Annotated in this window: 29 protein-coding genes; 20 read left to right on the forward strand and 9 right to left on the reverse strand. The window is 41.9% G+C overall.

Translation table 11 applies throughout. From position 1 onward, the window contains the following. Positions 1–8: 8 nt before the first annotated feature. Positions 9–896, reverse strand: a complete 888-nt coding sequence (locus LC036_RS16620) for a cation diffusion facilitator family transporter (RefSeq protein WP_226585335.1) — start codon at positions 894–896, stop codon at positions 9–11. A gap of 239 nt (positions 897–1,135) precedes the next feature. Then, complete coding sequence (locus LC036_RS16625) at positions 1,136–2,509, reverse strand: DUF2254 domain-containing protein (protein ID WP_226585337.1); 1,374 nt, start codon at positions 2,507–2,509, stop codon at positions 1,136–1,138. A gap of 202 nt (positions 2,510–2,711) precedes the next feature. Here LC036_RS16625 and LC036_RS16630 point away from each other — a divergent pair, with 202 nt between their 5' ends. Continuing rightward, positions 2,712–3,155 carry a GNAT family N-acetyltransferase gene (locus LC036_RS16630; RefSeq protein WP_226585340.1) on the forward strand — a complete coding sequence of 148 codons (444 nt, stop codon included), beginning with the start codon at positions 2,712–2,714 and terminating at the stop codon, positions 3,153–3,155. 91 nt (positions 3,156–3,246) lie between these two features. Beyond that, on the forward strand, positions 3,247–4,701 hold the full coding sequence (locus tag LC036_RS16635; RefSeq protein WP_226585342.1) for an aldehyde dehydrogenase family protein: 1,455 nt from the start codon (positions 3,247–3,249) through the stop codon (positions 4,699–4,701). 47 nt (positions 4,702–4,748) lie between these two features. Here the strand turns inward: LC036_RS16635 and LC036_RS16640 are convergent, their stop codons facing one another. Both LC036_RS16640 and LC036_RS16645 read right to left on the reverse strand, forming a co-directional pair. Continuing rightward, positions 4,749–4,913 carry a hypothetical protein gene (locus LC036_RS16640; RefSeq protein ID WP_226585344.1) on the reverse strand — a complete coding sequence of 55 codons (165 nt, stop codon included), beginning with the start codon at positions 4,911–4,913 and terminating at the stop codon, positions 4,749–4,751. Between the two features lie 215 nt (positions 4,914–5,128). Continuing rightward, positions 5,129–6,304: a pyridoxal phosphate-dependent aminotransferase gene (locus LC036_RS16645; protein ID WP_226585346.1), complete on the reverse strand. Its 1,176-nt coding sequence runs from the start codon at positions 6,302–6,304 to the stop codon at positions 5,129–5,131. Between the two features lie 139 nt (positions 6,305–6,443). Here LC036_RS16645 and LC036_RS16650 point away from each other — a divergent pair, with 139 nt between their 5' ends. Further along, positions 6,444–7,775 (forward strand): CoA-disulfide reductase, encoded by a 1,332-nt coding sequence (locus LC036_RS16650; protein ID WP_226585348.1) that lies wholly within the window; start codon positions 6,444–6,446, stop codon positions 7,773–7,775. 66 nt (positions 7,776–7,841) lie between these two features. Continuing rightward, a complete protein-coding gene (locus LC036_RS16655) occupies positions 7,842–8,936 on the forward strand; it encodes a nitric oxide synthase oxygenase (RefSeq protein ID WP_226585350.1) in 1,095 nt (364 codons plus the stop codon). 34 nt (positions 8,937–8,970) lie between these two features. Here the strand turns inward: LC036_RS16655 and LC036_RS16660 are convergent, their stop codons facing one another. Further along, a complete protein-coding gene (locus LC036_RS16660) occupies positions 8,971–9,753 on the reverse strand; it encodes a carbon-nitrogen family hydrolase (RefSeq protein WP_226585352.1) in 783 nt (260 codons plus the stop codon). Between the two features lie 112 nt (positions 9,754–9,865). Here LC036_RS16660 and LC036_RS16665 point away from each other — a divergent pair, with 112 nt between their 5' ends. The 8 genes from LC036_RS16665 to LC036_RS16700 all read left to right on the forward strand — a co-directional run bounded on the left by LC036_RS16665 (position 9,866) and on the right by LC036_RS16700 (position 16,399). Next, positions 9,866–11,611, forward strand: a complete 1,746-nt coding sequence (locus LC036_RS16665; RefSeq protein ID WP_226585354.1) for a sensor histidine kinase — start codon at positions 9,866–9,868, stop codon at positions 11,609–11,611. After that, positions 11,608–12,342 carry a LytR/AlgR family response regulator transcription factor gene (locus tag LC036_RS16670; protein WP_226585356.1) on the forward strand — a complete coding sequence of 245 codons (735 nt, stop codon included), beginning with the start codon at positions 11,608–11,610 and terminating at the stop codon, positions 12,340–12,342. Before LC036_RS16665 ends, LC036_RS16670 begins: the two co-directional genes overlap by 4 nt. A gap of 140 nt (positions 12,343–12,482) precedes the next feature. Beyond that, on the forward strand, positions 12,483–13,925 hold the full coding sequence (locus LC036_RS16675) for a carbon starvation protein A (RefSeq protein ID WP_226585358.1): 1,443 nt from the start codon (positions 12,483–12,485) through the stop codon (positions 13,923–13,925). Beyond that, entirely contained in the window at positions 13,925–14,068 is a 144-nt protein-coding gene (locus LC036_RS16680; RefSeq protein WP_226585359.1) for a hypothetical protein, read from the forward strand. The genes LC036_RS16675 and LC036_RS16680 overlap by 1 nt, the downstream gene beginning before the upstream one ends. A gap of 98 nt (positions 14,069–14,166) precedes the next feature. Further along, positions 14,167–14,442: a GNAT family N-acetyltransferase gene (locus LC036_RS16685; protein WP_226585361.1), complete on the forward strand. Its 276-nt coding sequence runs from the start codon at positions 14,167–14,169 to the stop codon at positions 14,440–14,442. A 14-nt stretch (positions 14,443–14,456) separates the two neighbouring features. Beyond that, positions 14,457–14,939 (forward strand): GNAT family N-acetyltransferase, encoded by a 483-nt coding sequence (locus LC036_RS16690; protein WP_226585363.1) that lies wholly within the window; start codon positions 14,457–14,459, stop codon positions 14,937–14,939. A 39-nt stretch (positions 14,940–14,978) separates the two neighbouring features. Further along, positions 14,979–15,860 carry a diacylglycerol/lipid kinase family protein gene (locus LC036_RS16695; protein ID WP_226585365.1) on the forward strand — a complete coding sequence of 294 codons (882 nt, stop codon included), beginning with the start codon at positions 14,979–14,981 and terminating at the stop codon, positions 15,858–15,860. A 95-nt stretch (positions 15,861–15,955) separates the two neighbouring features. After that, positions 15,956–16,399, forward strand: a complete 444-nt coding sequence (locus LC036_RS16700; RefSeq protein ID WP_226585367.1) for a YueI family protein — start codon at positions 15,956–15,958, stop codon at positions 16,397–16,399. A 49-nt stretch (positions 16,400–16,448) separates the two neighbouring features. Here the strand turns inward: LC036_RS16700 and LC036_RS16705 are convergent, their stop codons facing one another. Beyond that, positions 16,449–16,637: a hypothetical protein gene (locus tag LC036_RS16705; protein ID WP_226585368.1), complete on the reverse strand. Its 189-nt coding sequence runs from the start codon at positions 16,635–16,637 to the stop codon at positions 16,449–16,451. 647 nt (positions 16,638–17,284) lie between these two features. Between LC036_RS16705 and LC036_RS18595 the strand changes: the two genes are divergently transcribed. Further along, entirely contained in the window at positions 17,285–17,893 is a 609-nt protein-coding gene (locus LC036_RS18595) for a lytic transglycosylase domain-containing protein (protein ID WP_319004494.1), read from the forward strand. Positions 17,894–17,973: 80 nt separating this feature from the next. On the opposite strand, the gene LC036_RS16715 is transcribed toward LC036_RS18595, so the two are convergent. After that, positions 17,974–18,525, reverse strand: coding sequence for an NADPH-dependent FMN reductase (locus LC036_RS16715; protein WP_226585370.1), 552 nt, complete (start codon positions 18,523–18,525; stop codon positions 17,974–17,976). A gap of 218 nt (positions 18,526–18,743) precedes the next feature. Here LC036_RS16715 and LC036_RS16720 point away from each other — a divergent pair, with 218 nt between their 5' ends. The 6 genes from LC036_RS16720 to LC036_RS16745 all read left to right on the forward strand — a co-directional run bounded on the left by LC036_RS16720 (position 18,744) and on the right by LC036_RS16745 (position 21,915). Further along, positions 18,744–19,025, forward strand: coding sequence for a YkvA family protein (locus LC036_RS16720; RefSeq protein WP_226585372.1), 282 nt, complete (start codon positions 18,744–18,746; stop codon positions 19,023–19,025). A gap of 74 nt (positions 19,026–19,099) precedes the next feature. Continuing rightward, the gene (locus tag LC036_RS16725; protein ID WP_319004495.1) at positions 19,100–19,516 is read left to right on the forward strand and encodes an organic hydroperoxide resistance protein; all 417 of its coding nucleotides are present in this window, start codon (positions 19,100–19,102) and stop codon (positions 19,514–19,516) included. A gap of 140 nt (positions 19,517–19,656) precedes the next feature. After that, positions 19,657–19,950: a hypothetical protein gene (locus tag LC036_RS16730; RefSeq protein ID WP_226585471.1), complete on the forward strand. Its 294-nt coding sequence runs from the start codon at positions 19,657–19,659 to the stop codon at positions 19,948–19,950. Between the two features lie 66 nt (positions 19,951–20,016). Beyond that, positions 20,017–20,625: a metal-dependent hydrolase gene (locus LC036_RS16735; RefSeq protein ID WP_226585375.1), complete on the forward strand. Its 609-nt coding sequence runs from the start codon at positions 20,017–20,019 to the stop codon at positions 20,623–20,625. Positions 20,626–20,729: 104 nt separating this feature from the next. Then, positions 20,730–21,755 (forward strand): AimR family lysis-lysogeny pheromone receptor, encoded by a 1,026-nt coding sequence (locus LC036_RS16740; RefSeq protein ID WP_226585377.1) that lies wholly within the window; start codon positions 20,730–20,732, stop codon positions 21,753–21,755. Positions 21,756–21,768: 13 nt separating this feature from the next. Then, positions 21,769–21,915, forward strand: a complete 147-nt coding sequence (locus LC036_RS16745) for a hypothetical protein (protein WP_226585379.1) — start codon at positions 21,769–21,771, stop codon at positions 21,913–21,915. A 137-nt stretch (positions 21,916–22,052) separates the two neighbouring features. On the opposite strand, the gene LC036_RS16750 is transcribed toward LC036_RS16745, so the two are convergent. After that, a complete protein-coding gene (locus tag LC036_RS16750) occupies positions 22,053–23,588 on the reverse strand; it encodes a BCCT family transporter (RefSeq protein WP_226585380.1) in 1,536 nt (511 codons plus the stop codon). Positions 23,589–23,757: 169 nt separating this feature from the next. Beyond that, entirely contained in the window at positions 23,758–23,907 is a 150-nt protein-coding gene (locus LC036_RS16755; protein WP_226585382.1) for a hypothetical protein, read from the reverse strand. A 131-nt stretch (positions 23,908–24,038) separates the two neighbouring features. On the opposite strand from LC036_RS16755, the gene LC036_RS16760 reads away from it, so the two are divergent. Continuing rightward, positions 24,039–24,608, forward strand: coding sequence for a nucleotidyltransferase domain-containing protein (locus LC036_RS16760; protein WP_226585384.1), 570 nt, complete (start codon positions 24,039–24,041; stop codon positions 24,606–24,608). The last annotated feature ends 35 nt before the right edge of the window (positions 24,609–24,643 follow it).

Raw genomic sequence — 24,643 nt, forward strand, 5'->3', positions numbered from 1 at the left:
GCCGCTTTTTATTTTTTTAAAGCACAAGGGTCATCTTCATATTCCACTTCAATGGTTACATGCTCAAGTTGAATAGATTTAAGAATATCTGTCACTTGAGATTTGGCATCACAGACATCTTTTTTCGTTGCATTCTCTGCTACAACAATATGCGTTGAAAAGGCATGATTTTCGCCGTCTAATGACCATAGATGGGTATGGTGACTAGAGATAACTTGAGGTATAGCATTCATTTTGTTAATGATTTCTTCTAGATTAACTCCACCAGGCACACCTTCTAAAAATAAGCGCATCGTTTGAATTAAATTTTGAATCACGTTATACAGAATAAATAGTGTGATTCCGATGGATGCAATAGGGTCAAGGATAGGGACGTCAAAAAAGACCATAACGATACTGACGATGAGAACAGCTACCCAGCCGAGTACATCTTCAAGCAGATGCCAGGTCATGACCTTTTGATTCATGGAACTGCCCCCGCTTAATCGGAAGACTGCAGCCCCATTAACGAGAATACCCAGGATAGAGAGGGCGATCATGCCCTGGGCATTTGGCTGTTCAGGGTTCATCAGCCGGGGAACTGCCTCTGTGAGTATAAAAATAGAGCCTGCGATGAGTACGACGCTGTTAATGAGTGCAGCTAGCAGAGAAAAACGTCGGTAGCCAAATGAGAAGTGCTCTGAATGTTCTTTATTAGAAAATTTCTGCAGAAACCAGGCCAATCCGAGCGACAGAGAATCTCCAAGATCATGGAGAGCATCTGATAAAATGGCCATACTGTTTGTAAGAAGCCCTCCGATTAATTCAATTATGGTGAAGGCAAGGTTAAGGAAGAATGCCGTTTTAATCTTCCCGGTCGTTGAATGCCCATGATGATGGTGGTGGTGATGCCCCATATGGCTGCCTCCTTCTATATATGATTATATGTTCATATATTTAATTTAAGAAAAAGAAAGGAAAATGTCAATCCATCCCGCCCTTTTTATTCTTTACATCTTCAAAATTAAGATGCAGACCGCCGGGAAATGAGCAAAACCTTTGCCAAGGTTCCAAGATGGAGAAACACATTGAATGCTGATATAGGATAAGGAGTAAGGGATAAGGTTTGTTTTAGTTCCAAAAAGGGATTTCTCTATCAATCAACCGGGTAAAAGCGTCGGTGAATATGGTGATAGTCCAATTTATTGTCCGTAACTGCTGCCAGGCGTTCGATAGAGCTTAATAAAAACGACTTATCCAAATGGTAAATGACTTCCTCTTCAATATGGTCGATAGTATCACAAGCAAATTCCCAGAGCATCTGGTGCTTGGAACGGTCAATGGACCCGGCGATTAAGGCAAGCGCGCTGACGAGTTCAGTAATAATTAAATGGTTGTTACGTGCATAGTGGCGGATAAACCCAAAACCCCGATATATATAATATTCAAAGGACTCGGACTGCAATATAACCCTTACTTGTTCATCGTTATCCATAAGATAGGGGGTGAAGGTAATATAATCTTCTACAGTAAGCATGAGTTCAGCCATCTGATGAATCGTGTTCGTAGCCGTCTTGGGATCATTATTTCCAAGGGATTTGATGGCAATCTCAGCGAGTTTATGCATTCCCATTTGAAGGTCCTGCAGCTCGGTTTCCTTGTAATCAATTTGAATCATCGTACAGTATTTATCTTCCTCAATTTCATCTACTCCCGGCCCCCAGAAACTGATTAATTCATTCCCCTTTAGAATATAGTCTCCCACTTGGGCGTGGAATTGGATTATGATCTGATCTTTTCTTGCTTCTTCAATCATGCCTCTGTAGTCGACAAGTTGAATGTACCCTGACTTAACGGCTCCTACGGATACAGCTTTGTCCTTGTAGTCCTCCATAAGGTCATCCGGCTCTTCGCAGCGGTATTTCTCAAGATCTTTCGTTAACGTATGATAAATGATTTGTTTTGAAGACTGCTTCATAGAGTCGGTAATGTTGTGTACCTGCATCCAAGTTGTGGCGTGGTTAATAAAATAGATGAATGTAATGGCTGATGTAAACGCCAGTAAGATAGTAAGAATTGGAACAGCTACGAAGAATTCGTGTTGTGTGTTGCCGATAAACAGGAAAACCAACAGAACATATACAAAGTTTCCGTTGAAAATTCCAAGCGCATGCTGGGTTCGTTTATCTGAGACGAAATTTAACAGCATACGGGGCGAAAATTGACCGCTGAAAGTTGTCAGCACAACGAGTAAGGAGTTTAATGTAAAGGCGCTTAGTGTTAAAATTCCTCCAATTAAAGTACTGACAAGCATCCTCGTAATATCTGCATTAATTCTGAAAAAACTAAATGTATATTGTTCTATCTGCAGGATTATATCAAGGTACAAGGTTATGGCTACGAAGAAGATAGATAAGGTTATGTACACGATTGGCATATACCAGATGGTCATCTGCATTTCGTGTTTTCTCTGACGTTTTGGCATTTGCAAATATTTTCTAATGGATACCGGAAGCAGTTTCATAAGCATTGGAGAGTCCGTCCTTTCTGGTTTTCACACAAAGATGAATCGCGCTGCTACATGCAGATACGTAAAGTCGTACTCTTATTTTCCCAAACCATTTCCCTTTAAAACAGAAAAATGATAGGAGAATAAAAAGCAGACCATCCTTTGCCTTTGGCACGCGCTCAGGTATATTGGTAGAAAAGGAATGAAAGGAACCGTGATCGATATGAAGTGGGTTCAAAAGACTTTTAATCAACTATCTAAAGAGGAACTATATAAAATTTTAGAGGTGCGTGTCTCTGTTTTTGTCGTGGAACAATCGTGCCCTTATCCGGAAGTGGATGGAAGAGATAATGAATGCCTACATATATGGCTGGAGAATGATGGGGGGATGGCTGCTTATTGTCGAATCGTTCCTCCAGCAGAAGGGGAAAGTTACTACAGCATTGGACGGGTTCTGGTAATAGACGAACACAGAGGTACAGGGCTTGCCAAAGCATTAATGAACCGTGCGATTCATGTGTTAAAAGACGAGTGGAAAGTCAAGCATATCTGGCTTCATGGTCAAGAGCATTTACGTCACTTTTATGCATCATTCGGTTTTAAGGAAGTTTCCGAGGTTTATTTAGAAGATGGAATTCCACATGTAGATATGTTAATGAATGTTTAAGTTGTTTTGCGGAACATACTCTTGTTTTGAAATCTCCTGAAGGGGAAACATACCTTTGTGACAAATACTGTTTGTGGGAGGATTATCAACAATGAGTCCAAAGACGTTTACAAAACAATACATTAACGGTCAATGGAAGAATGGTTCAAGTGAAAAATTTGTAGAGAATGAGAATCCATATACACAGCAGACGATTTCATCGATTCCTTCTGCTAATGAGGATGACCTGAATGAAGCTTATGAGGCAGCAAGGCAGGCCCAGGAATCCTGGATGTCTACACTTCCTGGTCAAAAACAGCAGAAATTTGATCGTTTACTGCATGTTGTGCAGGAACGCAAAGATGAAATCATCGACTGGCTTGTGAAAGAGTCAGGCAGTACGCTTATAAAAGCGGAAGTGGAATTTCAGGCTGCGGTAGGCATCATCCGAGAGTCCGCAAGCTTTCCAACCAGAATGTCCGGCCAGATTTTTCCATCAAATACGCCTGGAAAAGAGAACCGCATTTATCGTTCACCTAAAGGAGTCATTGGTGTCATCGGCCCGTGGAATTTTCCGTTTCATTTAGCGATGCGTTCCATTGCCCCTGCTATTGCGACTGGCAATACAGTGGTTGTTAAGCCAGCTTCAGACGCACCGGTGACATCCGGATTATTAATTGCTGATTTATTTGAAGAGGCTGATTTTCCGAAAGGTGTCATAAATGTGGTTGTCGGTCGTGGATCCGAGATTGGGGATGCTTTTGTTACTCATCCTGTCTCAAAGCTTATTTCTTTTACTGGGTCGACAGAGGTCGGAAGCCACATAGGGGAACTTGCAGGAAAACATATTAAAGATACGGCTCTTGAGCTTGGCGGGAACAATGCGATGATTGTACTTGATGATGCGGATATTGAGAAAGCCGTAGAAGCTGCTGCATTCGGCAAATTCCTTCACCAGGGACAGATTTGTATGTCCCTAAACCGCATTATTGTTCATGAGAGTGTACATGATACTTTTGTTGAACAGTTTAAAACTAAAGTAGAAGGTCTAAAGGTTGGGGATCCATCGGAAAAAGATACGGCTGTTGGTCCTTTGATTAACCACGACGCCGTCGAGCGGATTCAACACGATCTGCAGGCCAGTCTCGATGAGGGAGCGACAGTACTTACAGGTGGAGAAGCTGATGGAAACGTTTTACAGCCCACTGTACTGACAGGGGTAACAAACGAGATGCCAATTGCTAAGAATGAAGTTTTCGGCCCTGTAGCTGCTATAATTAAAGTAACTTCAGAAGAAGAAGCGATTGAAGTAGCTAATGGTTCGCCGTATGGATTGAGTGGCTCTGTCTTCACCCGTGATGTACACCGGGGGGTTGAAGTTGCCAAGCGAGTAGAAACAGGGATGATTCATATTAATGATCAATCGGTGAATGATGAAGCTCATGTAGCTTTTGGAGGAGAAAAAGAGTCAGGCCTCGGCCGCTTTGGTGGTGAATGGGCGCTTGATAAATTTACAACAGTGAAATGGATCGGTGTCATGAATGGGTACCGGGAATATCCGTTTTAAAATCATTCTATATGAAAGAGGAAGCCAGGATGGCTTCCTCTTTCACTTTAATACTTTTCAATCTCCCATTTAGGACCATTATTTATATAGAGGTTCAGTTTATCAGCGTATTTTTCTGCCTCTTCGACCCGTATGAAAATCCTCTCTCTTCTGTCGATTGGATCTTTAAGGATTTCAACTACACGATTATCTTTCCTAACAAGCGCGTACATTAAAAACCCCTCCTGTATGATGTTTGTTTGGTATTTGTATAATATTATTTAAATCTATTTTGAATGGCAATTCAATAGTTTTTATTGGAAAAATTCTTATTCTATTTCCTGAAAATCGACAAAAAAACTCCCTCGGATAAGGGAGTCTTTCGAAATTTTCATTTTAATTTTCTTACAAATTCAAAAGTGTACGAAAGGTAGATCTCAGAGAAAAATCACCGTTTTTCTTTAAAATCTCTAAAACGGCTGACCGCATCCTTCAACGTTTCTTCTGAGTTGTTTAATCCGATTCTTACATACCCTTCTCCGCTGGCTCCAAAGCCTACGCCGGGAGCTACAAATAGACCGGTTTCCTCTAACAAATCATCCGCAAATGACTGAGAAGTATACCCTTCAGGTACTCGCAGCCACGCAAAGAATGAACCTTTGCATGGTTCCACGTGGTAACCAGCTTCTTCCAAGCCGCTGACAAGCAGATCTCTTCTTCTCTCATAAGTATCTGCTAACTCTGTTACACATTGCTGGGAACTCAGCAGGGCTGTCGCAGAGGCTTTTTGCAAACCTCCAAAAATACTGCAGAAGTAGTGGTCTTGTATTAATTCAAGTGCCTTGATCACACTGGGGTTTCCTACGGCAAAGGCTACACGCCATCCTGCCATATTGTAGGTTTTTGACATGGTATATACTTCAACCCCCACATCTTTAGCACCTTCCATCTGCATGAAACTGAGCGGCTTCTGCCCGTCAAATCCGATTGCTCCATAGGCGAAGTCATGAACAACACAAACCTCGTGCTTTTCTGCTTCCTGGATCGTTCTTTCAAAGAATTCAGCATCCGCTACTGCTCCTGTCGGGTTGTTTGGATAGTTCAAGAACATGAGCTTTGCTTTTTCCCAGCTTTCTTTATCGATCATGTCATAGTCGGGAAGGAATTCATTTTCGGATAGTAAAGGCATCGGCTTCATTTCGGCACCGACCATTTCAATGCCTGACCAGTAATCAGGATAACCGGGATCAGGAACGAGGGCGATATCACCGGGATCGAGAAAGCATTGGCTCAGTTCAACAAGGCCTGTTTTGCTTCCCGGCATAATGGCCACTTCTGTTTTAGGGTCAATCTCCACGTCATATTCCTTTTTGTAGAATTCGGAAATTGCTTCCTTGAAAAATTCAAAACCGTGAAAAGGGGGATACATATGATATTCCGGATTTTCAGCAGCGTCCTTTAACGATTCGACAATGTGGGAAGGAGTGGGTTGATCGGGATTTCCCTGACCGAGGTTTAATGTATCGTAGCCCCGCTCTTTATATACGTTTAGTTTATCGATAAGCGTAGCGAAGAATTGATCTGGCAGACGCTTTAGTGCTTGTGAAGTTTCAAAGTTTACCATCATCTCACCTCTGAATATTGTTTTAAGAATATTTTGAACGATTGTGCATTATCGATAGTGTAACATGACGGAAGTTTAAGAGGGAACAATAAAGGCAAAGAAGAAGGAAAGATTGTGTAACGTAAGAAGGAGTGATTGGATGAGGTTTATCATTATTGGAGGAGATGCAGCGGGGATGAGCGCGGCGATGCAGATCGTTCGTAACAGTGAAGGACATGAGATTACCGTTCTTGAAAAAGGTGAAATTACTTCTTACGGCCAGTGTGGTCTGCCCTATGTAATGAGCGGGGAAGTCGAATCAACTGATGATTTAATTGCACGTAAACCTGAAACGTTTCGAGAGAAGTATGGCATAGACGTAAGAACAAGCCATGAGGTTACACAGGTGGACTGTAATCAAAAGGTTGTGTATGCAGAGCGTCTGGATACAAATGAAGATATTGAACTAAAGTATGACCGTTTACTGATTGCATCTGGAGCCTCTCCTGTTATTCCGCCTTGGAAGGGGAGAGATCTTCGGGGCATCTATACTTTAAAAACAATTCCAGATATTCAAGAGATTATGGAAGCAGCAACAGAAGAAACAGGGAAGGTCACTATTATTGGCGGTGGATATATCGGACTTGAAATGGCAGAGAGTTTCGTCTCAATTGGAAAAAAGGTACGCCTTATTGACCGGGGATCACACCTTGCTAAAATATTCGATGAAGATATGAGTACCCACATTCATGAGGAAGCGGAGCAAAAGGGCGTAGAACTCCATTTAGGAGAGTCTGTCACAGGGTTTAATGGAGATGAAAAGGTCCAGACCGTAATTACTGATCACGGTGAATATGAAACGGATCTTGTCCTTGTTGCTGTTGGTGTTACTCCCAATACGTCATTTTTGGAGGATACAGGTATTTATAAAGGAATGAACGATGCCATTACTGTCAATGCTTTTATGGAGACAAGCATTCTTGATATTTTTGCAGCTGGTGACTGTGCCACGCAATACCATCGGATTAAGCAGAAAGATGACTACATCCCGCTTGGTACCCATGCCAATAAACAAGGCCAGATTGCGGGGCTTAATATGATTGATCGACGAAGATCTTTTAAGGGGATTGTAGGGACCTCCATTTTAAAATTCTTTGACTTGACCCTTGCCCGTACAGGTTTATCAGAACACGAAGCAAATCAGGAGAAGTTCCCTTATCAAACCATTACGATTGAGTCGACACATGCAGCTGGATACTACTCTAAAAATGATTCTATGACTTTAAAGATTGTTTATCACAAAGAAAGCCGCAAACTGCTGGGAGGCCAAATTATAGGTAAACGTGGGGCGGATAAACGCATTGATGTTTTATCTACAGCTTTATATCATCAAATGACGATTGATGAGCTGGAGGATCTGGATTTAGCCTATGCCCCGCCTTACAATGGTGTTTGGGATGCGGTTCAGCAGGCCGCACGAAAAGCAGATTGATTGATACGGGGATCGTTTGAAGTGTGATAGTATGGTAGGGAAGGAACGTACAGGAGGATTCATGCTGTGAGTACAGATCTATATATAAAGGCAGAAGCGTTCATCCGCCAATACTATGATGAAAAGCAACAGCCGGGATTAGAAGAAAGACTGAGATCCGTAAAGCTTGAAATACAGGAGACGGGAACTTACAACCATACATACGAAGAGCTTGTCTTCGGGGCTAAAGTCGCCTGGAGAAACAGCAATCGTTGTATCGGCCGGCTTTTCTGGGACAGTTTGAATGTCTTTGATGCCCGTCATATAAATACGGAAGAAGAAATAAATGATGCGCTCATTAACCACTTGGGTTATGCAACTAATGGAGGGCGTATACGTTCGACTATTACAATCTTTAAACCGAAGCAGGAAAACAATGCCATTCGAATATGGAATCACCAGCTTATCCGTTATGCAGGCTATGAAGAAGAGGGCACCATTACGGGTGATCCTGCATCTGTGGAGTTTACAAAGAGGTGCCAGGCTCTTGGGTGGCAGGGTGAGGGAGGTTCCTTCGATGTGCTTCCTCTTGTCATTCAAGTGAATGACAAGGCCCCTAAGTGGTTCAAGATTCCAAAAGAGAAGATTCTCGAAGTCTCTCTCCGACACCCGGACTATTCCTGGTTTAAAGACTTAGGTCTGAAGTGGTACGCTGTGCCAGTTATTTCAGACATGCGTTTAGAAATTGGAGGGCTTCATTATACGGCTGCTCCTTTTAATGGGTGGTATATGGCAACCGAAATCGGGGCAAGAAACCTTGCCGATGATTTCCGGTACGATCTGCTGCCTGTTGTCGCTGAGGCCATGGGGCTGGATACGAAACGTCACTCAACATTATGGAAAGATCGTGCGTTGATTGAACTGAACCAGGCTGTTCTTTATTCGTATCACGCGGACGGTGTAAATATCGTGGATCATCATACAGCAGCCCAGCAGTTTCAGCGGTTTGAGAAAAAAGAGCAGGCATGTGGGCGTGAAGCAACCGGAGATTGGACCTGGCTCATTCCGCCCGTGTCGCCTGCAGCCACTCATATCTTCCATTCATCTTATAAAGACCGGATGGATACGCCGAACTACTTTTATCAAACCCCCATCTATGAAGAAAAACCTTCCAGCTTATAGAGCTGGAAGGTTTTTTCGTGTTCTTACATAAAGCCTACTTGTATAAGTCCGGTCTGCGATCTTGAAAAATTGGAATTTGTTCACGAATGGCTTCTACCTCTTTAAAATCTATAGATGCATAAAGAATCTCCTCGTCCAATCCTGCTTCAGCTAATACCTCTCCCCATGGGTTAATGACCATGGAATGCCCGCCGAATGTATTATTGGCATCTGCACCGGCACGATTGCATGCAATAACGAAACATTGATTTTCAATAGCGCGGCTGATTAATAAACTTCTCCAATGATCGATACGTGGTTCCGGCCATTCAGCTACAACAAACAGTCCTCGTGCTCCATTCAGCATATGAGTACGCATCCACTCGGGAAAACGAATATCATAGCAGATGACGCCGGCAAGGGGTACATCCCCCACGGTGAAGTTCCCCTTTGCATCCCCGGACTCCAAATATTTCTCCTCGTCCATTAAGCGGAATAAGTGAGCTTTTCTGTAGTCCAGTACTCTTTCACCGCCCGCATCATAAGCCACCAGTGTATTATAGTAATTTCCGTCTTTCTTTTCAGCGAGGGACCCCGCTATCGTTACTCCGTACCTCACAGCCTTTTCTTTCATAAGCTGGTGGGAAGGGCCATCCAAGCCTTCGGCAATGTCCTCAAAGCGTGGGAGGTCATACCCTGTCGTCCATAGTTCAGGCAGGAGAATAAACTCACTCCCACTTTGTGCCGCTTCTTCAATTTTAGCAGCCGCCTGCTTCCGGTTTTCTTCTGGATTTCCAAAAGCAATATCCATTTGGATCATAGCTATTTTACTTGTCATCAACTCACCTCATTTCCCACAGTGTATCAAAAAATTCTGACGTTTTCCTGTTTTGTATGGAACAAATATAGGCATGCTACAATAAAGGAAAAGGTAGAGAGAGGAAAATCTGATGTTGGAATTGTTTTTACCGATGCTTGAGCGCCTGGGAATTATCGTCACAGTCGCTTTTATTTTTACCCGGTTTGGTTTCTTTCGGGAACTGATGGATCAAAAGAGACTGAATCTTAAGCAGCAGTATACAGCCATTGTATTCTTCGGCTTGTTTGGAATCATAGGCACGTATACAGGCATTACTTATGATGCAAGCTCCTTCGAATTTGGACGCTGGTCCTATCAACTAGTAGACACGGAGGCGCTTGCTAATTCCAGGGTCATAGGAATTGTTGCTGCAGGTCTTTTCGGAGGGTACAGAATTGGTGTCGGGGCAGGACTGGTTGCAGGTCTGCACCGATTTGCACTTGGCGGCTTTACAGGCTTTGCGTGTGGCGTTTCTGCCATCATTGCAGGAATGATTTCTGGGTACTTTCATAAAAAAGATGAACCTTTAAAGCTGAAAAAAGCCTTGCTCGTCGGAGCATTAGCGGAAACCGTACAGATGGCGCTGATTCTCTTATTGGCAAGTCCTTTCTCGCAAGCCTGGGCGCTTGTAAAAGAAATTGGCCTTCCTATGATAGTTGCGAATGGAGTGGGGTCTGCTCTCTTTCTACTGATCATCAGAAACGTGTTAAATGAAGAAGAAAAAGTAGGAGCACTGGAAGCACAGAAAGCTTTGAAATTAGCAGAATCTACTGTTGCTCATTTAAGAAAAGGATTAACAAGTCATTCAGCAAATAAAGCGTGCCGGATCATTTATGATGAAGTTCAAGTGAGTGCGATTTCTATGACCAATAAAGAAACGATCCTTGCTCACGTCGGACAGGCAGATGATCACCATCATTTTGGAGAATTGATTCAAACCGATGCCACGAGAGAGGTCATTCAGACGGGAAAAAGAGTCATTGCCAGCCATGAGGATATCCAATGTCAGCATAAAGATTGTCCTTTAGGCGCTGCTGTCATTGTTCCGTTGAAAAAGCGGGAAGAAGTGGTAGGGACTTTAAAATTTTACGTCGCTTCAGAAAAAGAAATATCAAACGTTCTATTGGAGTTGATTCAAGGGTTAAGTGCGCTTCTCAGCCAGCAGCTGGAGCTTGCTGATGCCGATCGTGCTAAGGAGCTGGCCCGTGAAGCGGAAGTGAAAGCTCTCCAAGCTCAAGTGAACCCGCACTTTTTGTTTAATTCCCTTAACGTCATTGTTTCCTTGACCAGGAGTGAGCCTGATAAAGCAAGATCCCTGCTTATTGCGCTTTCCAAATTCTTTAGACAGAACCTTGGTGCTACCACCAAAACATGGACGTCCCTCAAAGAAGAACTTAAGCATGTGCAAGCCTATTTGTTAATAGAAGAAACGCGGTTTGTCGATCGTCTCCATGTTCACTACGAGGTTGATGAATCCGTGTTGTCTGCTAAGATTGCCCCGTTAACCCTGCAGCCATTAGTTGAGAACAGTATTAAACACGGACTTAAGGATCAAGAAGGGGAAGCGAGTATTTGGATTAGAATAGAGGGAAATAAAACGCAAGTTCAGGTAACCGTAGAGGATAACGGGACAGGCATTGACGCGGATCGGCTTCTTACTTTAGGTGAACAATTTGTTTCATCTGACAAGGGAACGGGTTTTGGTCTTTATAATGTCAACAAACGTTTAGAACATATGCATGGGGAACATGCTGCATTGCAGATTAAGAGCGAGCCTGGTCAAGGGACACGCATTACTTTTTCCCTTCCGCTCCATGAAGAGGAGGAAACGGTATGAATAAACAGATATCGGTTCTTATTGTGGACGATGAACGTTTCAGTCGTGAAGAACTTCAGTATTTATTAAAAGCTTTTAACCATATGAATATTGTCGGAGAAGCAGGGTCTGGAGATGAGGCTGTCATGAAGACGATTCAATTACAGCCGGATGTTCTATTTTTAGATGTAGAAATGCCGAAGATGGACGGGTTGGCTGTAGCCAAAGCCGTCAAAGAGTTAAAAAAGGTGCCGGAAATTGTTTTTGCTACAGCATATCCGGATTTTGCAGTTGAAGCTTTTAGACATCAGGCGATCGATTATCTGTTAAAGCCATTTGATGAAGAACAGCTCGCTGAAACCGTTGAAAGAATAGAAGAAAAGTTTCACTTCAAAAAAGAACCCGTATCAAAAGGAATAACACCATCGAAATTAGCCGTCGAAGTGGAAGATACGATCGAATACTTAGAGCCCGGTGAAATCGTGTATGTGTACAGGGAAGGAAGAGTTACAAAAATTGTCGGGCGGAACAAAGTCTATATAACGAGGGACGCTTTAAAAGATGTGGAAAACCGTCTAAAAGGATTTTCTTTTTTTCGGATACATAAAAGTTATCTCGTCAACCTTGACTATATTTATAGACTGACTCCATGGTTCAACGGGGCTTACCAGCTCGAACTTCAGGGCATGGAAGAAAAACTCTCGGTCAGCCGTAATTATGTTAAAGATTTACGAAAAGAATTAGAATTGTAAAAAGCGGGCTGTTTTTCAGTCCGTTTTTTTTACATGTTGAACAAGCAATTTGACATGTCGAACACAAAACCTCCTTATGTAAGCGATGTCTTGGTACATTATATGTAAGCGATTACAGTATAAAAGAAGGAGGACATACCATGATTACGTTTTTAGTGAGTATTGCCCTTTTAATTGTTGGATACCTTACGTACGGAAAATATGTCGAACGACAATTTGGAGTTAATCCTAAACGTCAAACGCCTGCCTATTCTCACGGGGATGGTGTCGATTACCTTCCTATGGGAGAAAAGAGAAATTCATTGATTCAACTGCTTAACATTGCAGGAGTAGGCCCGATATTCGGTCCGATTTTAGGCGCACTTTATGGACCTGTTGCTTTTTTATGGATTGTTTTTGGAGCGATATTTGCAGGAGCGGTTCATGATTATTTAACAGGCATGATCTCAATCAGAAACCGCGGGGCTCACCTGCCTGAACTTGCTGGTAAGTTCCTTGGGAAAGTTATGAAGCACGTAGTTAACGTTTTTGCTATTTTACTTCTTGTACTTGTCGGTACCGTTTTCGTCACAGCGCCTGCCGATCTTTTACACAATATGACAAGCAGCTGGCTTGCTCTGCCGGTTATTCTTGCTGCTATCTTTGCTTATTATCTGCTTGCTACTATGCTTCCTATTGATAAAATCATCGGGCGGTTCTATCCGGTGTTTGGTGCCTTACTTTTAATTAGTGCGATTGGTGTAGGTGTATCTCTCGTTGTAACAGGAGCACCTATTCCTGAGTTGACACTTACGAACATGCACCCAGACAATGCACCAATCTTCCCGCTGTTATTTTTAACGATTTCTTGTGGGGCGCTTTCTGGTTTCCATGCTACCCAGACTCCAATTATCTCTAGAACAACGCAGCAAGAGAAACAAGGGCGCCGTATCTTTTATGGAATGATGATTGCTGAAGGGATTATAGCTATGATTTGGGCAGCTGCAGCCATGAGCTTGTTTAATGGTTCTGCAGGATTGAATGAAATTTTGGCCAATGGCGGCCCGGCTGCAGTAGTAAGTGAAGTATCTATTGCTATGCTTGGAGCGGTTGGCGGTACACTTGCCGTGTTAGGTGTTATCATTCTGCCAATTACCTCTGGGGATACAGCTTTCCGTAGTGCTCGTATGATCATTGCTGACTACTTGAAAATATCTCAGAAAAAAGTATCCAGCCGAATTTGGATTGCTGTTCCATTGTTTGTTATATCTTTTGTTTTAACAAAGATTGATTTCACATTGTTATGGAGATATTTCTCCTGGGCGAATCAGTCAACGGCTGTCATTGCCCTGTGGGTCGGTGCGATGTACCTTTTCTTATCCAGAAAGAATTATTTCATTGCCGCAGTACCTGCCACATTTATGACTATGGCTACATTCACCTATATCATTAATGCTCCGATTGGTTTTGGACTGCCGTTGAATGTATCCTATATCATCGCTGCTGTTCTGACTGTAGCCGTTGTGACTGCCTTTTTCATTGCTGCTAAGCGCAGCCTGAATCAGGATATTCCGCTTGAAGAAGATTTGAGACCAACAGCCTGATGGGGTGTTGTCATCCAGACAACAGCAGGCAGGCAGAAGAACTGGAACGGGCAGTCAATGAAAGAGGACGGGACGAAATCCTTCTAGTGGTGAAAATGACCATTCTGCTCATTACCATTATAATTTTGGTCCTTTTCCTATAAGCGCTGCTGAAAAACACCCATTGGTTTAACCAATGGGTGTTTTTATGTGTTTTTCTTCAGAAAGAGAGGGAATGCTCTTAGAGAAAGGAGAGGTGGAAATGGAACGAAATATTCATGAAGCGCAAAACAAATTATATATAGGAAATCAGCAGAACCCGGATGCACAGATGATCTTCGAAACGGACCGTGGTACGATGAAAATTTTAAGTACAGAAGTTGCTCCAAAATTAAGAGAGCAGGGAATAGGAAATGAACTAATCGATTATGCGGTTAATTATGCGAGAAAACATAAGTTAATGATTGATCCTGTTTGCTCCTTTGCTGGAAAAGTAATGGAAGAGACACCAGAATATCAGGTTGTCTTAGAGAAGTAGGGGAGGTGTTTGTGGTGGTTCAAATCAGGGAACCGGAAGAAAAAGATTTGATGCACTTTACCAGATATGCAATTGATTATATTCATGCGGTCAATGATGATACGAAAGAGAAGGTAACAAGTGAAGCCGTTAGAGACAGAAAGTATTGGGCTGCAGATCAGTTTTTAGCCGAAAATGGCAGGCAGAAGCTGCTCGTTGCAGATTTGAATGGTCGAGTCGTCGGCTATGTACTTGGCATCTTGGACCGACAAACAGATCAGGAAGTTTACGGGTACTTGAAAGAGGTGTTCGTGGATGAATTTTATCGACGGGAGGGCATCGGAACGAAGCTCTGTACGTCTTTATTGTCCTGGATGAAGGAAGAAAAGGCGGAAGTCTTTCAGGTCAGTCTTCCTTCTTCAAAACATGGGGAAAGTGAGTTTATAGGTGCAATTGGTTTTACCCCTGTAAGCACGCTCTATGAGTATAAAGGGAGTTCAATGCAAAACGATCTTTAATAAAGAAAGACCGCTATTGTTCAGGAGGAGGAATACCAAATGAAAAAGGCAATGCTTATCGTCAACCCTTCCTCTGGAAAAGAAGAGGCACTGGATCATGTGGATGATATCCAGAAGATCTTAGAGGATAAAGATTACCAAGTAGAAGTGGCGCAGACTGAAAAAGAACTGGATGCCACTAAATATTGTCAGGATGCCTGCAAAAATGAGATGGACCTTGTTGTATCAATGGGGGGAGATGGGACGTTACATGAGACCATTAATGGAATGGTCGATCAAGAGCACCGTCCTTTGTTAGGGATTGTTCCCTTAGGTACCGTTAACGACTTTGCAAGGGCTTTAGATATACCGCTGGATATTAAAAAAGCTATTGGTGTCCTTCGTTCCGACCGTTCTAAAAAAGTGGATATCGGCCGTTTCAATGATGATTATTTCGTTAACATTGTTGCAGCAGGTGCTCTGGCAGAAGCAACTTATGAAGTAAGTCCTGAACAGAAAACGAGATATGGACCATTGGCTTATATGATGGAGGGCGTCAAGACATTATCTTCAGAAAGCAGCTATCCGATGAAAATTGAATATGATGGAAAGCAGTGGGAAGGGGAGTCGTTTTTATTTCTAGCTGCTCTTACAAACTCGACCGGGGGTTTTGAGAAGCTGTCCCCTGAAGCTAAAGTAAATGACGGCTTGATTCATTGTTATGTTCTGCCGAAAATGAATCTGGTCCGGCTAGGTTCTGTTGTCACATCCATATTAAGAGGAGAATTGAAAAATGAAGGGAATGTAGAGTATTTTACGGCTCAAAACATCCGCATATCCTCCGAAGAGGACCTGGTGACAAATGTGGATGGGGAAGAAGGAGATCCTCTGCCGGTAGAACTCAAGATTCTACCTTCTCATATCGAAGTAATTGTTGATTAAGAATGAGCTGCGGCAAAAGCTGCAGCTTATTTTTATTCGTTGCGGATGATTACAATAAAAAAGTTCATAATAGGACAAGTCAAAGGTGGGATGAGATGAAAAAAACAGACGTAGAAGATTATTTGCAGGAAGGGATTTATGGAAAGAAGGAAATCAACCCCTCTGAGCGGAGGCAATACTTGGGTACACTTAGAGAGCGGGTTATTCTTGCGCTTACTAAAGCCCAGGTCATGCAGGAAGAGGGGATACAAGAATTAGCGGGGGAGATGAAGGCATATAAGGAAGCGAAACTATTGTTAAATGGGGAGGTCAGTTATCGGTTTTTATCTCCTTATAAGGACATGGCTGAACAAGAGGGTATACATCATACGACCATTTCAAATCAAGATTCTGAAACGGAATTGGGTGCTGTCCTGACCTTAGAGTATGCGGTTGATAAGCATGATGTTTTTCTTGATAAACAGGAAGAACCGCCTGAGCACAATCAGGAGAAAGGAATCCTGGATTTTTTTCAATCGTTATTTAAAGAGAAACGATAAACAAGGCTGCTCATGTGAGCAGCCTTGTTTTTTTGTATTAAGGGTTTATCTAGGCATTCTTGAAAAGTCGGAAAAGCCCACAAATAAAAAGAGCGAAAGAAAATAATATCATGGCAATATACCCTGCGTAGTACAAGAACTGATCGAAGAAGTTATCTCCTGTATCACCTATGCTATACAGGGCATAACCAGCAAGAAGAGCAGCGAGGAAAAGAAATACTTTGTTGTTGCAATCCATGGTGTTCCCACCTCCTTTGTACTTTCAATATATGAAGGGTTTTCCCAGTTTATTTGTTTTTAGAAAAATAAAATTCTATTCTCTTCTTATCGAGAAGAAAATCGTGGAGTATCAATTATTCGGAGTCTAGAAATACAGGAATATAAATGATGGGGTTAGAGGTGAAGGGAAAATAATCTTACTTGAACAGGCCGGAAATAAAAAATATCCCCTTTGGCAGAACCAAAGGGGGCAGTACTTGTCTTCCATTGGGGGGGAGACGTTCCATGAAATTTACAGGTTATTTTTCCTGGCGGGGAAAAATTGTAGGGTAATTCAATGTAAAAACAAAAGAAGAGTGTGCTCATGTGAAAAATGAGACCAGAAATCCTATCGAGTAATGAAGTTACAATCGTGGACAACCAGCACGTGTTGTAACGTTTGAGATAAAGGAATCTCTCTTTTGCTTATTTTATTGTATCACTTTTCTGAGTGTCTTCGCTTTGGGAAAAAAACCAGTAAAAAACGTTACTTAATGATAGTTTGAACCAATTTTTTTCTCAAGTTTTGTCTAGTATTGGAAATATGGAAGAAATAACTGGGCTTTATTGTAGGAATATGGAGAATCATGTACAATTTAGATAATTAAAGGGGATAGGTGGGAAGTTATGGATGTGAATGTGAACAGAGTCCAGCAGATGATACAAATGCAAACGTTGTCTAAGTTGAGAAATAGCAGTTCAGAGGTTTTTTCCAGTTATATGCAGAATATGACGTTTCAGAGTTTATTAAGAGCAGCGATGAACCCGGTCCAGAACCAAACTCAAACTCCAAATTCTCTCTATTTACATCCCACACAGCGAGTCCATGCATCGATCCCTCAACCATCTGTGACAGATGGGGAAGGCACAGATGTGGAAGTACTCATACAGAAGGCAGCAGGTCGATATGGTGTTGACCATCAATTGATTCGATCTGTCGTTAAGACGGAATCTAACTTTGATCCAGATGCCGTTAGTTACGCAGGAGCTCAGGGGTTGATGCAGCTGATGCCATCCACAGCACAGAGTTTAGGCGTCCGTGATCCATTTAATCCTGAAGAGAATATAATGGGCGGAACGAAATATTTAAAGGACATGCTTGATCGTTATGACGGAAATAATGAACTGGCTCTTGCAGCATACAATGCAGGGCCGGGAAATGTAGATAAGTACGGAGGTGTCCCGCCTTTTAGGGAAACGCAGAAGTATGTTACAAAAGTACTCGGGCTCATATAAAACAGGCTTGGCGAATACTCGCCAAGCCTGTTTTATCATAGGACCAAGGTTAATTAAACGATTGGGAAAGGCCGTTCTGTTTATTTATCTGGTTCTAAATGGCGGCTCATCTGCAGGTACTGGTTGAAGACGATTGTCATTTCTTTCAGCCGGCTGCGAACGTCCTCATCAATCAACTCTCCATCCACAGAAAAATGATTCGTGTGGGTGTATACATAGTTTGGAGTGACCATACACCTGAAATAATTGAGGATTGGTTTCAGCTGGTTTTCAATCACTAAGTGATGCTGCAATGTTCCGCCATTGGCAACAATCGTGACGGGTTTGTATCTCATCGCTAACGGGGATACAGCATCAAAGACATTTTTCAAGGTGCCTGGAATGGAACCTTGGAAAATTGGCGTCGCTATGACATAAGCATCCGCATTTTCAATTTGTCTGATTAAGGATTGCATATCTTCATTGTATTCTTCGGCTGGGCGCCCATCCACGAATTGTAGTTCATAATTTTCAAGATCAATGATTTTCGTTTCATGACTCTCAGGCAGCAGTTGTATATATTTTTCAATTTCTTGAAGAAGTGTACGTGTTTTCTTTCCGACGATCGTTCCGTTAAGTAGTAAGATCTCCATGACAACTTTCTCCCCTTCCATTACTTCATTTATATCGTATGCATAAGGATGTTAATTGGGCTATGTAGCCAGTCTTAGTATATGTCGATTTATCTGTGAGACTTCTTTCTTATAATGGTAAAGTATACGTTGTATTTAAGCAATTGTGAGACGTTTGGATGTTTTATCAGGATAGAAATATGGAAAAGAAGGATATCATGAAATTAGGAGGAATGAGAATGATACGATTATGGCGTAGAGTGAAATTTTTATTTAATATTAGGAAATCAGTCCCTTTTCTCATTCGCTTCTTTAAATCCGGTGAAGTAAGTTTGAAAAAGAAAGCAATATCTGTCATTCTTTTAATCACCTACCTGCTTTTTCCGTGGGATCTGATTCCAGACTTTCTCGTCTTCTTCGGAATCGTGGATGACCTTGCTGTCTTTACCTACATATTTCAATGGATGGTAAGTATGGCTCCCGATTCGCTTAAAGAAGAATATCGTGTCTACGATGAATAGAAAGGTTTATTCTACGGCAAGATGAGGTATGTGAATGTTGTGGAAGTTTTATATTAAGTCGAGGAGTGATGATATTGAGTAAAGTTATGTTTACAGCACATGCAACCGCTGAGGGTGGACGTAATGGCCACGTAAAGTCAGATGATGGCTTAATTGATTTAAATCTTTCTATGCCTGGAGAAGGGGAAGAGAAAGGTTCCAATCCCGAGCAGCTCTTTGCTGCTGGTTATTCCGCTTGTTATGACGGTGCTCTAAATTTAGTGGCAAGCAAACAGAAGAAAGATATTGATTCTCAAATCACTGCTGATGTCAGCTTAATGAAAGACGAATCTGATAATGGTTTTAAAGTCGGTGTTGTTCTGAATGTAGAGATTAAAGGTGTTTCTCAAGAGGAAGCTGAAGAGCTTGCGGAAGAAGCCCATAAAGTCTGCCCATATTCTAAAGCGACCCGTGGCAATATTGATGTAGAAATTAACGCAAAAGCGGTATAAATCCATAAGAAACTCCAGCGAAGAATCCGCTGGAGTTTTTTTATTGTGACCATTTGACTGATCTAGGAGAAAAAACTTAGGCCTATGGATTGTTTTTATTTCTGTCAGCGGGCTATATATGGTATTTTATAGTCGAAGGGGTGAATGAATTGAAAATCACCGATCAGGCACGTGACCTGTTGCAGCAGATTATAGAAGATGAAGACGGTGGCAGTCTGCGTTTGTTTTTTGCAGGGTTTGGATGTGGTGAACCTGACATAGGGATGACCATTGGTGAACCTCAAGGGGACGATACATTGCATTATATTAACTCCATACCCGTAGCCATTGATCAGCGCATTGCCCATATGACAGAATCTTTGATTATAGAAGGAAAACAAACAATGGAAGGCCCGAAATTTCAAATGCTCGGCCTGCCTGAAAAAGAATGCTGAATAGAAAACCCACTTAACGGTGGGTTTTTTTGACCGATAAATAAAAGAGGGGTTACATACAACATGATGGCACCAGGACACCAGGTGGTTGGTTTTACCTTTGGAGTAGGGGCTGTGACGCTGATTCCTGCTTTTGAGGTGGTGACCATACACCCATTTCAAATGATTTTATTTTTTGTATTTATCTTATTGGGATCTTTACTGCCTGATATTGATACACCAACTTCTACATTAGGCCATAAGTTTTGGAGAGGATTAATCACTATTTTCACCATTGCTTTTTTGTGCTACCTTTTCGTTCCGCACTATTTAGATACATACAGAGATGAATTGAAAGTTTTTGTCATGCTCCTGCTTCCGATCTTAATTATGATTCGAGGGCACAGGAAAATGACGCATTCTTTTGTCTTTATTGGGGTATTAATTGGATATAGTTACATTCTTGAACAAACACTCCAGGTCCCCCGGGTTCTTCTGGATGGGTTAGTCATTGGTGTGATTTCCCACTTGTTCGCTGATTACCTGACGAAAAAAGGGATTCCTCTTTTTTATCCTCTTTCAAAAAAGCATCTTCAGTTTCTGTTTACTTTCCGTACAGGATCCAGCAGTGAAAAGGTCATTGTATATGGTTTGGTTTTGTGGAATGTCTGGTTTCTCACACAGTCCATACTTTAAAGTTTCTCATACTAGAAAAACGGGCAGTCTTAGTTCAAAGACGTGGACAAGTGACAGAAGATTCAATAAAATGAAAATAGATACAGGAGAGGGGTTTTGGGCCTATGATTGAACATCAGTTAATTGAACCGAGCCCGTTAACACAATTACAGATGAGTCGGAGTTCCTCTATATACGACCTTTATCTACATAATCTTAAGAAGTATCCAAGGGAGGATGCTGTCCTTCGTACAAGGGACTTTATTCTCTCCCGTTTTCCTATGGACATCGATGAACAAATTGTTTGTCTGGAATTCTTCTACATGAATGATTTTTTTGAGGACTTAGCTGTAATCCTTCATTCTCCATATATTAAGAACGAAGTGAAATACCTTTACGAACTCATGCATCAGCGAGTAAAAACCCCTGTCACAAAAGAGCAGTTATATGAACTGAGCAGGGTTCAATTCAGCCACCCATCGTTACACTGTCTCCAGCTCTTTCTCCTCGTTTATTCCTACTATGACTTGAAAATATATACAGCATTAGATAAGTATTTGGAAGACTGCGATCAAGCTTTGCGTGCTGTTAATGAACCATTAATGTACTATTATTTGAACCAGCGTTATCAGGAATTACTATTTCATCACTACTGGAAGACAGATAACTCGATTCTTGCAAGCCGATATGCCTACAAGATGATTAATGCAGAGTTATCTCCCCGTAGAAAAAGTCGAATGTACCATATCCTTTCGTTGTGTCAGCTTTTCAATGGTTATGAATCAGCAATGGATCCTCTAAATAAAGCGCTGGAAATTGCAGAAGCACAACAGCTGCAGTCTTTTGTAACATCTATTAATCATCATACACTTCCTTTTATTGCAGCTTTTCACCAGAGGACGGAGGATGTGTTTACGCCGGATCCAATAGAGAATGCCCACCTGGCTCTGGCTAACGGGGATTATAAAACAACTAGAAAAACGCTGCAATCTTTAACAACTTTAACTCCGTTTCAAGAGAGTTACTTAGGTTTAGCTACTTATGATTCACGAATGTTAGAAAACTCCTATAAGCGGTTTATTCACGAGCGGGGAGATCACTTTTTTGCGCGTATTCCATTGGAATACATGAAACGAATGAAAACAAATTAGGAGGCACTCTTTTATGAGAAAAGCACTAAGTACGTTATTCGTCGTTTTTTTATTGGTGATAGGTAGTGGATGGTCACAATTCGGTAATATATCAGATCCAGGAGACCCTGGGATAGGTTCCTTTAAATTACATGACCCAGGTGATCCGGGAATCGGCTGAAAAAGAAGGCACCCTCTATAGAGGGTGCCTTCTTTTTAATTGATCTATATTTCACTGAAATTCTAAAGCTCTCGAGCACACCCACCTGTTTGAAAGAGAGTCGTGTTGGAGAAATAAATAACTGAAGCAGACTTTGTTTATTTTGCCGCAGTTTTTGATTCTTCCTTGTACTGTGCCTTTTCTTTTCTTTGTGGGATTGGTTCTTTTCTTATAATTTTTATAAACGCGTAAACAAACAAGATAATAATCACCGTAAATGGCAGAGCGGAAACCAGAGAAGCGGTTTGTAAAGCATCTAATCCGCCTGCAACAAGAAGAACAGCCGCGATGGCAGCCATCAGTAATCCCCACACAATCTTAATAGCTAGAGCAGGGGTGAGACTTCCATTCGTGGTCATACTCGCTAAAATATAGGTAGCTGAGTCAGCCGACGTAATTAAGAAAGTGGCAATTAGCAGGATGGATAAAAAAGATAGAATACCTGTCATAGGCAGGAATTCATACGTTTTAAAAAGCGCAATCGTAATATCATTATTTACGGCCTCTGCGATCTTTGTCCCGTTATTCAAGTCACTGTTCAGGGCTGTACCTCCAAAAGTGGCAATCCACAAACAGGCAATTAAAGGAGGGACAATCAGCACACCAAAGATAAATTCCCGAATCGTCCTTCCCCGGGATACGCGGGCAACAAAAGCGCCGACAAATGGAGACCAGGCAATAACCCACGCCCAGTAGAAAATGGTCCACTCTCTAAGCCAGGAACCACCTTCATATGGAGTCAAACGCAGGCTGTAGCCTACAAAGTTCGTAATATAATCGCCTAGTCCCAGGGTGAAGCTATTTAAAATAAAAACAGTGGGGCCGGCGAAAAAAACGAATAAAAGCAGAACAAGGCATAGACCAAGGTTTAAGTTACTCAACCATTTGATTCCTTTATTAAGCCCTGTACTGGAAGAAGTTAAGTATAAAATTAGAAGTACAGCTGTTATGGTGAGCTGAATCGTTGTATTGTTCGGTACATCAAAAACAGCGTTTAATCCACCATTCATCTGTAGTATACCAAGACCGAGGGAAGTTGCGATCCCCATAACTGTTGCGATTACAGCCAGTGAGTCTATGGTGTATTTAACCGGTTTGGATTTTCCGAGCACTGGTTCTAAAGCTGTGGATACGAGTCCGTCTTTATCTTTTCTGAATTGTAAAAAGGCAATGAGTAAACCAACAATCGCAAAAACCGACCATTGATTGATTCCCCAATGAAAAAAGGAATACCCCATAGCCACACGCGCTGCCTCATCTGTTTGTGCTTCCAGGTCAGAGAAGGGAGTTGCGAAGTAATGGCTCATTGGTTCAGCCACGCCCCAAAAGACAAGCCCTACACCAAACCCTGCCGAAAACAGCATCCCAATCCATGTGAAAAAAGGGAACTCCGGTTTAGAATCCTGTGGCCCAATTTTTATTTTTCCATATTTACTAAGTCCCAGGGCTAGTAGGAAAATGACGAAACCAAAAACAGAAATTAGATAAAACCAGCCAAAATTCACGGTGGTAAAATTAAATAATGCTCCGGCTACTGTACCAAAACCTTCAGGATTGACAGCACCGATCAGGACAAGAATGGTAATAACGGATGCAGAAATGATAAAAACAGGGTTTTTCAGTTGATCTCTCATCGTCGTCTCCTTTCGAATAAAATGCTTTTTTTCAGCGGAACCCAGCGTTAAAACGTTTCCCTATATTTTCCTTAAGGAAACATAAACCTAGCATAAACGTCAAATTCCGAACGTAACATTTCCATCAAGATGGTGTCGTAGTAGGCACCTTTCACGTATTCGTTGCTTCTTAGCCTTCCTTCCAGAAGGCTTCCAAGTCTATAGGAGTGATGTTTTGATACGCTGACGCACTTCTGTGTCCAAGGTCAGCCGGCTCTTCGTCATCAGACCATTTAAATAAGTGGTTCAAGTCTTCTTTTGAAATGGGTCTGAGTTCCACTAAATTCCCTTCAAGAAAATATATCCCTCCTTTGTCTTTTTTTATTGTAACAAAAAGGAAGCGGTTGGAAGAGCAGTGCAGACAGATTAATAGATTGTTTATTAGGAAACAATGGGAAGAGGAGGGTTCGGATGTTTCAATCGTGTATAGAAGTAAAGAAGTGGCTGGAAGGTTTTCAAGGGCATTGGATGATAGCAGGAGGATGGGCAGTTGATCTGCACATTGGAGAAGTGACGAGAGAGCATGAGAATATAAATATTGCTGTTTTTCGTGAGGATCAGATGATGCTCTATCAATGGCTTGAGGGATGGGAATTTCTGGCGGGAGAGGGGGAAGAACGAATAGATTGGAGAGGGGAGAGGCACCTTAAACGTCCTACACATGAAATTCATGCTTTTTCTCCCGGAGGCATCCAGCTGGACTTCCTACTGAATGAAAAAGTGAGGGGGCGTTGGCGTTTTCGCAGTGATGACGGGCTCTCTTATAAGTTAGAGCATATGCATAGACAATCTGAACAGGGGATCCCTTATTTAAACCCCGAAATTGTTCTGCTGTATAAATCTACTCACACAAGGAAAAAGGATTTAGAAGATTTTCTCGCTGTCTTTCCGTATTTGAATAACCGTCAAAAAGAGTGGCTTAAACAAGCACTGATGCATCATCAACCTCAACATCCATGGCTGGAAGCACTCTTGTACTAATCGTGTCAGCTTTTTGGCGGCTCTATCGGCGGTTA

The organism is Halobacillus litoralis (assembly GCF_020524025.1).
Lineage (GTDB): Bacteria > Bacillota > Bacilli > Bacillales > Halobacillaceae > Halobacillus > Halobacillus litoralis_D.

Bases quoted from the DNA above. Each gene is read 5' to 3' on its own strand.
- LC036_RS16620 (WP_226585335.1), bottom strand. From the start codon at position 896: ATGGGGCATCACCACCACCATCATCATGGGCATTCAACGACCGGGAAG.
- LC036_RS16625 (WP_226585337.1), bottom strand. From the start codon at position 2,509: ATGCTTATGAAACTGCTTCCGGTATCCATTAGAAAATATTTGCAAATG.
- LC036_RS16630 (WP_226585340.1), top strand. From the start codon at position 2,712: ATGAAGTGGGTTCAAAAGACTTTTAATCAACTATCTAAAGAGGAACTA.
- LC036_RS16635 (WP_226585342.1), top strand. From the start codon at position 3,247: ATGAGTCCAAAGACGTTTACAAAACAATACATTAACGGTCAATGGAAG.
- LC036_RS16640 (WP_226585344.1), bottom strand. From the start codon at position 4,913: ATGTACGCGCTTGTTAGGAAAGATAATCGTGTAGTTGAAATCCTTAAA.
- LC036_RS16645 (WP_226585346.1), bottom strand. From the start codon at position 6,304: ATGGTAAACTTTGAAACTTCACAAGCACTAAAGCGTCTGCCAGATCAA.
- LC036_RS16650 (WP_226585348.1), top strand. From the start codon at position 6,444: ATGAGGTTTATCATTATTGGAGGAGATGCAGCGGGGATGAGCGCGGCG.
- LC036_RS16660 (WP_226585352.1), bottom strand. From the start codon at position 9,753: ATGACAAGTAAAATAGCTATGATCCAAATGGATATTGCTTTTGGAAAT.
- LC036_RS16665 (WP_226585354.1), top strand. From the start codon at position 9,866: ATGTTGGAATTGTTTTTACCGATGCTTGAGCGCCTGGGAATTATCGTC.
- LC036_RS16670 (WP_226585356.1), top strand. From the start codon at position 11,608: ATGAATAAACAGATATCGGTTCTTATTGTGGACGATGAACGTTTCAGT.
- LC036_RS16675 (WP_226585358.1), top strand. From the start codon at position 12,483: ATGATTACGTTTTTAGTGAGTATTGCCCTTTTAATTGTTGGATACCTT.
- LC036_RS16680 (WP_226585359.1), top strand. From the start codon at position 13,925: ATGGGGTGTTGTCATCCAGACAACAGCAGGCAGGCAGAAGAACTGGAA.
- LC036_RS16685 (WP_226585361.1), top strand. From the start codon at position 14,167: ATGGAACGAAATATTCATGAAGCGCAAAACAAATTATATATAGGAAAT.
- LC036_RS16695 (WP_226585365.1), top strand. From the start codon at position 14,979: ATGAAAAAGGCAATGCTTATCGTCAACCCTTCCTCTGGAAAAGAAGAG.
- LC036_RS16700 (WP_226585367.1), top strand. From the start codon at position 15,956: ATGAAAAAAACAGACGTAGAAGATTATTTGCAGGAAGGGATTTATGGA.
- LC036_RS16705 (WP_226585368.1), bottom strand. From the start codon at position 16,637: ATGGATTGCAACAACAAAGTATTTCTTTTCCTCGCTGCTCTTCTTGCT.
- LC036_RS18595 (WP_319004494.1), top strand. From the start codon at position 17,285: ATGGATGTGAATGTGAACAGAGTCCAGCAGATGATACAAATGCAAACG.
- LC036_RS16715 (WP_226585370.1), bottom strand. From the start codon at position 18,525: ATGGAGATCTTACTACTTAACGGAACGATCGTCGGAAAGAAAACACGT.
- LC036_RS16720 (WP_226585372.1), top strand. From the start codon at position 18,744: ATGATACGATTATGGCGTAGAGTGAAATTTTTATTTAATATTAGGAAA.
- LC036_RS16735 (WP_226585375.1), top strand. From the start codon at position 20,017: ATGGCACCAGGACACCAGGTGGTTGGTTTTACCTTTGGAGTAGGGGCT.
- LC036_RS16740 (WP_226585377.1), top strand. From the start codon at position 20,730: ATGATTGAACATCAGTTAATTGAACCGAGCCCGTTAACACAATTACAG.
- LC036_RS16745 (WP_226585379.1), top strand. From the start codon at position 21,769: ATGAGAAAAGCACTAAGTACGTTATTCGTCGTTTTTTTATTGGTGATA.
- LC036_RS16750 (WP_226585380.1), bottom strand. From the start codon at position 23,588: ATGAGAGATCAACTGAAAAACCCTGTTTTTATCATTTCTGCATCCGTT.
- LC036_RS16760 (WP_226585384.1), top strand. From the start codon at position 24,039: ATGTTTCAATCGTGTATAGAAGTAAAGAAGTGGCTGGAAGGTTTTCAA.